This window comes from Ruegeria haliotis (assembly GCF_013377785.1).
GTDB classification, from domain to species: domain Bacteria; phylum Pseudomonadota; class Alphaproteobacteria; order Rhodobacterales; family Rhodobacteraceae; genus Ruegeria; species Ruegeria haliotis.
On record NZ_JABXWT010000017.1, the window covers coordinates 67,142 to 75,737 of the forward strand.

8 protein-coding genes and 2 pseudogenes are annotated in these 8,596 nt (G+C 54.1%); 4 read left to right on the plus strand and 6 right to left on the minus strand.

Annotated elements, in window-relative coordinates:
- Positions 1–37 precede the first annotated feature (37 nt).
- Positions 38–178 (plus strand): hypothetical protein, encoded by a 141-nt coding sequence (locus HW561_RS24045; RefSeq protein WP_235963005.1) that lies wholly within the window; start codon positions 38–40, stop codon positions 176–178.
- Between the two features lie 378 nt (positions 179–556).
- Positions 557–1,831, plus strand: coding sequence for a phosphatidylserine decarboxylase family protein (locus HW561_RS19960; RefSeq protein ID WP_176867115.1), 1,275 nt, complete (start codon positions 557–559; stop codon positions 1,829–1,831).
- 31 nt (positions 1,832–1,862) lie between these two features.
- Here HW561_RS19960 and HW561_RS19965 read toward each other — a convergent pair whose 3' ends face one another.
- On the minus strand, positions 1,863–3,380 hold the full coding sequence (locus HW561_RS19965) for a basic amino acid/polyamine antiporter (RefSeq protein WP_176867116.1): 1,518 nt from the start codon (positions 3,378–3,380) through the stop codon (positions 1,863–1,865).
- A 380-nt stretch (positions 3,381–3,760) separates the two neighbouring features.
- A complete protein-coding gene (locus HW561_RS19970; RefSeq protein WP_176867117.1) occupies positions 3,761–4,063 on the minus strand; it encodes an SH3 domain-containing protein in 303 nt (100 codons plus the stop codon).
- A 310-nt stretch (positions 4,064–4,373) separates the two neighbouring features.
- Here HW561_RS19970 and HW561_RS19975 point away from each other — a divergent pair, with 310 nt between their 5' ends.
- Entirely contained in the window at positions 4,374–4,703 is a 330-nt protein-coding gene (locus HW561_RS19975) for an arsenate reductase family protein (RefSeq protein ID WP_176867118.1), read from the plus strand.
- A gap of 148 nt (positions 4,704–4,851) precedes the next feature.
- On the opposite strand, the pseudogene HW561_RS19980 reads toward HW561_RS19975, so the two are convergent.
- The 3 genes and pseudogenes from HW561_RS19980 to HW561_RS19990 form a co-directional block, all read right to left on the minus strand.
- Positions 4,852–5,483, minus strand: a pseudogene (locus HW561_RS19980) (tyrosine-type recombinase/integrase).
- A 372-nt stretch (positions 5,484–5,855) separates the two neighbouring features.
- Positions 5,856–6,890 (minus strand): DMT family transporter, encoded by a 1,035-nt coding sequence (locus tag HW561_RS19985; RefSeq protein ID WP_176867119.1) that lies wholly within the window; start codon positions 6,888–6,890, stop codon positions 5,856–5,858.
- A gap of 108 nt (positions 6,891–6,998) precedes the next feature.
- A complete protein-coding gene (locus HW561_RS19990; RefSeq protein WP_176867120.1) occupies positions 6,999–7,340 on the minus strand; it encodes a hypothetical protein in 342 nt (113 codons plus the stop codon).
- 161 nt (positions 7,341–7,501) lie between these two features.
- On the opposite strand from HW561_RS19990, the pseudogene HW561_RS19995 reads away from it, so the two are divergent.
- Positions 7,502–7,933: pseudogene (locus tag HW561_RS19995) on the plus strand (DDE-type integrase/transposase/recombinase); the annotation flags it as partial.
- Positions 7,934–7,986: 53 nt separating this feature from the next.
- Here HW561_RS19995 and HW561_RS20000 read toward each other — a convergent pair.
- On the minus strand, positions 7,987–8,361 hold the full coding sequence (locus tag HW561_RS20000) for a nuclear transport factor 2 family protein (protein WP_176867121.1): 375 nt from the start codon (positions 8,359–8,361) through the stop codon (positions 7,987–7,989).
- Positions 8,362–8,596: the final 235 nt, after the last annotated feature.

Genomic DNA, 8,596 nt, shown 5'->3' on the forward strand with positions numbered 1-8,596 from the left:
GGGCTATGCCCATGCCAATGGCGACACCTATTCCGCTGTGCCACAGGAAACACTGGCCAGTTATGGCTATGATGATGTTGAAAACTTCCTGTCGGAAAGCCTGTTCACGATCTCCCTGCCGCAAGACATCTCTGCAGCGATGGTCAAGGAGTTTGAACGCATCAAGGCCGGCTTCTAAGCAAAGCCCGTGAACTCTGAATCAAAGCGCTCCTCCCCATTGGTGTGCTGAAAGCTGCGGCGACTCCACTTTCGGGCCGCCGCCTATTGTGGCCGGGATAGGTACCTTGTGATCTGTCGCTACGATTTTCCAAACCGCACATCAACGAAAGCTACCATTGGAATTGACTGTGCAAATTCAGGCTTTGCCCGCAGGCTGTAAATTTATCGGCCTCTTGAGTTTGCGGATACGGCGAGCGGCAGGAACGACGGGCCGCACTGTAGCATCGAAGACCGCTGTTGGACGGCGGCTTTGGGCCGATAAATCTGCGACAGATCTGGCGTGTCGTGTTAGCCTCGCCTCAACGCGCAATCCAATCTCAGCAGAGAGGTCAATCAGATGTCCTCACGCGATACTTCGGTCAATGTGCATTACAAAGTCGGGAAGTGGTTGCCTTCGGATCAAGACGTGCTGGATGCTTGGTCTGCAAAGATTGCTAAAAAGGCTGAAACGGACACTAGCCCTCTGTTACCCGCAGTCCAGAACCTCAAGACGCTGATCGAAACGGATGCCAAGGTCTATATGTTCTTTACGCAGATGTTTCAGGAAGTACCCGAGAGCGAAAAAACCTCGCCTTCTGGTAAACCGCAGGTGCGCAACTATGAGCATATGCTGCGTCTCTTCAACACCATTATGACCCATGCGCCTGAGTTTAACGAAAGCGGGCTAGTGGGGTTCCCCTTTAACGCGATTCTCGACTGGTCGATGGCGAATGTCGGTGGTTGGGCCGGTTTCCTGGACGATAAGATCGACGCGCATCTGCGCGCAATGCTGAACGAATGGGCTGTGTTTCTGCAATCCCCGGAAAGCACATCGGTTCTTGGTGATGATCCCAAGTCCGGCTGGTTCGGCGCCGATGCAAGAAAAGCGATGCCCACCTTTGTAGAGGATTTTATCTGCGACCCGTCGTTGCCGCATTATGGTTTCAAATCTTGGGACGATTTCTTTACCCGCCAGTTCCGCGAGGGTGTGCGCCCGATCGCCGGAATCGGCGATGATTCCATCGTTGCGAACGCATGTGAGTCGGCCCCATACCGCGTGGCTCAAGACGTCAAACTGCGCGACAGGTTTTGGATCAAGGCACAACCTTATGCGCTACAATTCATGCTCGATAACGACCCTTATGCGAGCCGCTTTGAAGACGGGACAGTGTATCAGGCATTTCTGAGCGCCTTCAGCTATCATCGTTGGCACGCGCCGATCTCAGGCCGTATCGTGAAGACGCGGTTGATCGAGGGCACGTATTACTCTGAGATCATGGCCGAAGGATTGGACCCGGCAGGCCCGAACGCCTCGCAAGGGTACATCGCTGAGGTCGCAACCCGCGCGCTAATCTTCATCGAAGCCGACAATCCCGATATCGGACTGATGTGCTTCGTGGCGATTGGAATGGCCGAGGTGTCGACATGTGATGTCACGGTCTATGAGGGCCAGCATGTTACAAAAGGCGACGAGATCGGCATGTTCCATTTCGGAGGATCCACACATTGTCTGGTGTTCGAACCGGATGTCGATATCGAGCTTGATCTGCATGGGCAATCGCCGGGACTTGACAGTACCAACATTCTTGTCAACGCGCGCATCGCCAAGGTTGGTCCTCGAAAGACCTCATGATCTATATGGCGGTCGCCGCAAACTTTGTGTCTTAGGTTGCGTAGACCTGCGGCAGTCGCCCATCGATCAACATCCAGATCGCGGCCACAGCCACCAAAAACAGCCCAACTGCCGCTACGGCCTCGGAACCGGAAAAGGCGCGCTCCCCCGGAGTGCCCGACCGGCGAGCCCAATAAAATACGGGGATCCCGGCCGCATATATCACTGCTCCGGCCAGCATGAATTGAACCCCTGCGGCATAAACCAGCCAGAGCCCAAAGCCCGTCGCAAGTAGGCTGATAATCAATGCCGAGGCCTTGCCCATCTTTGCCGTCGAAGGATAGGCGCCAGTTGCTATGAGCTTCCACAGAAAGGCCGCCGATCCGATATAGGCTGGCAGGATTACCACGCCGGTAATGGACAGCATCAGGTTCCAGGCGTTGTCCGAGAAATACACAAGAATGATCGCCGCCTGCATGATGGCCGTGGAAATGATCAGCGAAACCGACGCGATCCCGGCCACGTTAGTCTTTGCGAACATCTTTGGAAACGTCCCATCCTTGGCGCAGGCCCAGGGCAGTTCTGCCACCAGCAATGTCCAGACCAGCCAGGAACTGAGCAACGCGATGATAACACCGACATTTATCAACACCTCTCCCCACAAACCTACCAGCGACCCGAGGATCGCAGAGGTTGAAGGAGGAGCGAGAGTCGATAGCTCACCTTGCGACATGACCCCGAATGGCAGGACGGAAACCAAAACAAACAGGACCGTCACAATAAAGTAACCCAGCAGGGTTGCCCGGCTCACCGTTTTGGCATCCGAACGGTTGGACATGACCACCGCGCTTTCAATCCCGATATACATCCACAGTGTGACCAGCATAGTCCCCTTGATCTGCTCGACCACTCCGCCCAGTGGTTTGTCCTGCCGCGCTTGATCAGTGAGATTGCCCCAGAAATCCGAAGTGAAAAGATCCCGACTAAACGAGAAATAGAGCACCACCAGCAGGAACAAGGTCGCAGGAACGAATTTGGCCACCGTGCCAATATTGTTCAGCAACGAGGCCCCCTTTACACCCCGCATCACAAGAAAGCACAGCCCCCAGATAATCGCCGAGGACCCCAGCGTCGCCTGCCAGGTGTTCCCACCCGCGAAGTAGGGCGGAAAGAAGTAGTTCAGAGCGTCCATCATCAGCACGGCATAGCCTACGTTTCCAAACGCAACCGACAGCCAGTATCCCCAGGCGATCAGAAATCCAGCCAGCTTTCCAAACCCTGCACGTGCGTACATGTATATGCCGGAAGTCATTTCGGGACGAATATCGGCCAGGACCTGAAAACTGCGGGCGAGAAAGAAGATGCCCAGGCCCGAGATCATCCACGCAATCAAGATTGCCCCAAGTGCCGCAGATTGAGCCATATTCTGCGGGATATTGAATACCCCACCGCCAAACATGGCGCTGACCACCAGCAGCGTCATCGCAAAAAGCCCAAGCTTCTTGGGGCTTGCGCTCTTTGCACTGTCGGCAGTCGAGGATGAAGGGCTGGATGCGGTCTCGGTTGACATCAGGTCTGTCCTAAAGCTTAGGAGGTGAGGGCAGTTGGCCTGGCCCATGCACTTTCAGGCAGCAACAGATTTTTCATCCTTACTTTAATGCTTTGGAGTTGTTGCGGGAAGCATTCTTCGCGGGATCCGCAATTGGCTCCATCAGAGGTATGGCGCGCTATTAGAAAATCGCTGCATTTCGTTTGATGTGCGGCACAATCGAAATGCTGTACCGGCGTTGGCAATGAGCGCCAATTTCTACGGAATGTCACGTGCCAACCCCACTGTGGCACGCAGGTCAGTTCTAAGCCCATGTTGAACGATGCCAATTGAACAGAAGGGGCAATTTCCATCGACATTTCATGGTCGCTGTTAACATGGCAATGCTGATCGCCATTGTATCAAATTTTTCGCAAATATGCCCAGGAGACATACCCTTTGAGCCCACGCGCACGCACCAAAGAAACGCGGCACCAACGGGTGCCACCGGTTTGCTCGCAACTGTGAACTCGTAAGGCGGTTCCATTTGGCAAACCAACAATCACATTGTAGCCTGTTCCGGGTCCACCACGCATTTTCAGCATGTCACCGTCTTCGACGCCAAAAACCTCGTATCGTCCGAGTGAGGCGGCCGTTGCTGGTCCAGCGTCTATTGTGGCCCCCAGGAACATTGCCGCTAGGGGTAAGAAGATTGCACTGCGCATCGCGTTATCCTGCTTGTTGCCTCATCTACAATCGTAGCGATTCAGCTCACCAAGAGGAATAACCCTAAGACAGGAATGCGCAAATTGGCCAAAGTCTGGTGGCTATGACTGCCACGCCAGGTTCGACTGGCCGCAACGCAGTATCTCGATTGTCAGGCGATTTGTTGGAATGGGTTGATTCAGAACCCTCAAGGGACGACTAACAATGTCCGTAGTTTGGGAAACATCTGGGCTGCTATGCCGGATCGGATGGTTGCATTGGAGGGGATGATGCGTGAGGTTGCGAGATGACCGCCAAGGAGACCGCGACATGATGATCTATGGATTGAACACCTGCGCGATTTGCCAGAAGGCCCGAAGGGCGATGGAGGCAGAGGGCAAAGAAGTTAGTTTCCGTGATGTCAGGGCGGAACCTCTGAGTGAGGCTGAGTTGGCTGAGCTAATAGCGGAATTCGGGGACTTACTAGTGGATCGAAAGTCGAATGATTACCGAGCGCTCAATGACTGGCTGAAAAATTCAGAAGCAGAGGCACAGATTTCGGCCCAACCCAAGGTGATGGCGCGCCCGGTAATACGCGACCGGGACATGTTGTATCTTGGCTGGGATGAGACGGTTCAAATTGCTTTGCTAGCGGGCTGATGTCTTGAACCAAAATGCATTTTAAGCTGAACGAGACCTGTCGAAATGCTGCACGGGGATCAAATGGCCGCTTTCGATGTACCGCTTGGTAGATTCTGAAAACTTCCGAATGTCCACAATAGGCCGCCTCTGAAGGCGGCCCACGTCGTCAGATTTCGATCGCTTCAGCAATAGCGAGTGCATCCTCCAATTCGACGCCAAGATATCGGACCGTGCTGTCTATCTTGGTATGCCCAAGCAAGAGCTGAACGGCGCGCAGGTTGCCGGTTTTTTGTATATTTGGGTTACCTTGGTCCGTCGCATGGAATGGGTGCCATAGGCGGTTGCCTCCAACCCGATCGAAGTGACCCACTCCCGAACGATCCGAGCATATTGCCGTGTTGAGATATGGAGGCGTTCGTGAAATCGTCCCGGCCAAAGAAACTCAGATCCGACCATCAGCGGGTCTTCCATCCATTTCGCAACTGACGCCCGGGTGCCTTCAGAAATCTCGAAGCGAACAGGTTTTTGTGTCTTGCTCTGCAGAACGGAGGCGCGTTCCTTGATCTGACCGGATGCCATTACATCCACCACTTGCATCCGGACGAGATCACAACCTCGCAGCTTGCTGTCGATCGCCATGTTAAAGAGCGCAAGGTCTCGGTGATTTTCGGTTATCTCCAAGCGAACTCTGATCGCCCAGACATGTTTTGGCTTCAGTGGGCGCTTCTGGCCGACGATACGGCCCTTGTTCCAAGCAGGTCGAAGCGCACGTATGGCAGGTAAGTTTGGTGTTTCCATGACTGATCCTCCGACCCTCCATGCCCTCCCACAACGACAACCCGACGTTGACGGATTGTCATATCATGAAATGCTGCGGCGCATCCGAGGTCCGGTTCGAGCTCAGACGCACCGATGCTGCACTGCGCCCATTAAAACGTAAAGCGCCGGAAGCAGATGTTGGTCGTGAAGCAAAACAGGACGCACGTTTTGGGTGACGCCTGTCTTCAGAAAAGGGCGTTTCAAAGGCGACCCATTCCGATGAAAAGTTGCCGGTCTTGATCCTTATACGGGCTAATGCACCCGCAGCTACCAGATCACTCTACAATGGCAGGTTAGGGCTCAATCCGACCTCGCGGTTGAAATCGGGGGAAAGCTGATCCCAATTGGATTTCATAGCCCTCGTGCTGGAGAGTCTTCGGTATCTTCCGCTATCGCCGGGAAGCCTGTTGCGAACACGGTTTCGGCCACAGGTGCGGGTACTTTGGCTCGTCGAGCCGCCTGGAGTTCCCGATAGCCAAGATACAATCCCGCGCCGACGATCAGAGTCATCCCGGCCAACGTGCGCAGTTCCGGCACCTCGCCCCAAAAGAGGTAGGCAGCCACTGCTGCGAACGGCAAGTAAGAATAATCGAAGGGTGCAATCAGGCTGGCGCTCGCCACTTGGTATGCGCGGTTCACTAAGATGTAGCCACCCATCCCAACCAAGCCCAAGAGCGTTAATTTCGTCAATTGCGCCCCATCGGGCATCACAAACTCCAACCGCAAGTGATGGAACTCCGGCCCAAAAGGCACCAGCGTATTTACCAACCAGCCAATCGGCCAAATCAGCAACCCCGAAAACCCGATGGTCCAGAGGCTCATTGTCAGGCTGCTTTCGCCGTCACCCACACGTCGCGTAAGAACCATTGAGGTCGCATAAAACAACGCACACAGAAGCGGCAACAGAGCCACCCACTGAAAACTTCCATGCCCTGGTGCCATCGCAGTCAGCATACCCAGGAATCCGACGGCCAGCGCTCCGATCCGGTGCCTCCCCATCCGTTCGCCTAGAAACAGCGCGGCCAAAACGGCCGTGAATAGGGGCGCGGAGAAAAAGATTGTTGAGACTTCCGCAAGCCCCATGAAGGGAAACGCAGCATAGAACATTGCAAAGCCGCTCGTGAAAAGAGCTGCCCGCACCAAATGTATCGGCCATAGAGCAGTAAAAAACCGGTGCTTCTCTCCCAGGCAGGCAATCAGCGGCCCCAGGATTGCGACCGAGACACAGGCCCGGGTAAAGATCAGCATCCAAAGTGGCTGAGCACCAAGAAGTTCCTTAATGAGCATGTCTTGCCCCACAAAAAGCCACATACCCGCCACCACACAAGCGATCCCCTCGATCGCTCGCGGGTTCTGGACTGGCGCGAAAGAGGCGGCGATGGTCATTGTGAAACACCTCATCTATCATTCGGTCTGTTGGAAATCCCGGTCGGGAAACTGACCCTTGGTGCAATTCCGTTGGGCTTTTCACAAACGTTGAATGATTCGAGGCCATCAAGCGCGCCTGTCTCCGACATCGGTGCCGGAATATGGCAAGGTTGCCCAAAACCCGACGAATGCACCCGCAACGATCATTGCACGGGAACGTCGGTTATGGGCCGATTCTTCGTTCCGCGCGATGCTTCTGACCCGTGAAGGCTTCAAGTCTAACCTCCATATATTGACGAGGAATTGTGAAACGTTGCTGTCCTCGATGATATCGTCGACGGCCAGTTCACCCAGATCAAGTTTAGTTTTGACGAACCGCTTGAAGCTGGGCGGCCAGACACGGCGTCCGCCCGCATGCACTTCAATGGCGAAGCCGTAGACTTCGAATGACTGCGGGAATTGCCCCATGGTTGATCAGGGGTCATTTAGGGGTCAGATGCAACGCTTGCGGTGGTTCTCGGCCAGTTCTAGCCAAACTCGGATCGCCCAGACATGCTTGGGTTTCAGGGATAGTTTCCGCTCGGCGATGCCGCCATTGTTCTTGGCGGGACGAAATACACGAATGGCTGGTACGCCCAGAATGCCGCAATCATGTCTGGTCGTATGACTTCGTGCATCATCGGACGGATGACGGGAAAGCGTTCCGGACTCTGAATATCTAGAACGAACACAGCCGGGAGTGTCTGGCGATCCGGGTGAAGCGAAAATTGAACTCGATCGAAGTCATCGGCGTCCTGATGGACCTGTTCTTCCTGCGAGGCGTTCCTGCCGACATCAGGTCCGACAACGGGCCTTAGTTCGTTGCCTCGGCAATACAAGATTGGATCAAGGCTGTCGGTTCAAAAAACGGCTTACATCGAACCAGGGTCACCTTGGGAAACGGGTACTGCGAAAACTTCAATGCCCGGTTCAGGGATGAGATCTTGAATGGTGAGATATTCTACCGCCGTCCGGCTCCGGAAACCATCGTCCAGATAGACCAGAGGCCAATCATTCACTAACAATCAAACTGGGCCACTCAAGGGGGCTGTTCAATATCCTTTGTACCCATCCTTTAAAGCTCGGGCTGCGCTAACGTCTCATCGTCGGCTGGTGTTTGCTGATGTGACACGAGCTTCCAAACACCAGCATCGTTTAAATATGTCGACGCACATACAGCGTGATAAATCGGAGCGTTAGGACGCTCGGCTGAAACTCGATATGCGAGAACAGCGATCTCACCTTTTATATTGAAATGGCGGTCACTCATTCGAACCGTCCGCCATCCGGCATTGTTTGCCATGCCTTGGGCACCAATCGTGCCGCGTTGTATTTTTGCCGGGTACGGGAAGATCATCACTGCATCATCAGATATTTCTGAATGTGCGGAATCGAAACCGTTTAACCATAGCCGCTCTTCTGTCGCCCAAAGTTGGTCCTCAGTTGTCATTTCCCTCTCCTTCTATTGCGTACGCCTCAATGGAATATGGCGCTTCTTGAAATCTGCTTCTGAATCGACCCCATGAATTTGGGAACAAGAACAATTTCTCTCATAGGTTAGGCGTTCTGCACCAAGCCGTCACCTCAATTGGTGTTCAGGGTGCTAGGTGTTCAGTCCCGGCATCTGGTGGATCGGATTTAGGATGAATCGATCTGGCTCAGAAGTCCAGATTTTACAGATGTAC

Excerpts from the sequence above, each read along its gene's own strand:
- HW561_RS19960 (WP_176867115.1), top strand. The coding sequence starts at position 557 with ATGTCCTCACGCGATACTTCGGTCAATGTGCATTACAAAGTCGGGAAG.
- HW561_RS19965 (WP_176867116.1), bottom strand. The coding sequence starts at position 3,380 with ATGTCAACCGAGACCGCATCCAGCCCTTCATCCTCGACTGCCGACAGT.
- HW561_RS19970 (WP_176867117.1), bottom strand. The coding sequence starts at position 4,063 with ATGCGCAGTGCAATCTTCTTACCCCTAGCGGCAATGTTCCTGGGGGCC.
- HW561_RS19975 (WP_176867118.1), top strand. The coding sequence starts at position 4,374 with ATGATGATCTATGGATTGAACACCTGCGCGATTTGCCAGAAGGCCCGA.
- HW561_RS19985 (WP_176867119.1), bottom strand. The coding sequence starts at position 6,890 with ATGACCATCGCCGCCTCTTTCGCGCCAGTCCAGAACCCGCGAGCGATC.
- HW561_RS19990 (WP_176867120.1), bottom strand. The coding sequence starts at position 7,340 with ATGGGGCAATTCCCGCAGTCATTCGAAGTCTACGGCTTCGCCATTGAA.
- HW561_RS20000 (WP_176867121.1), bottom strand. The coding sequence starts at position 8,361 with ATGACAACTGAGGACCAACTTTGGGCGACAGAAGAGCGGCTATGGTTA.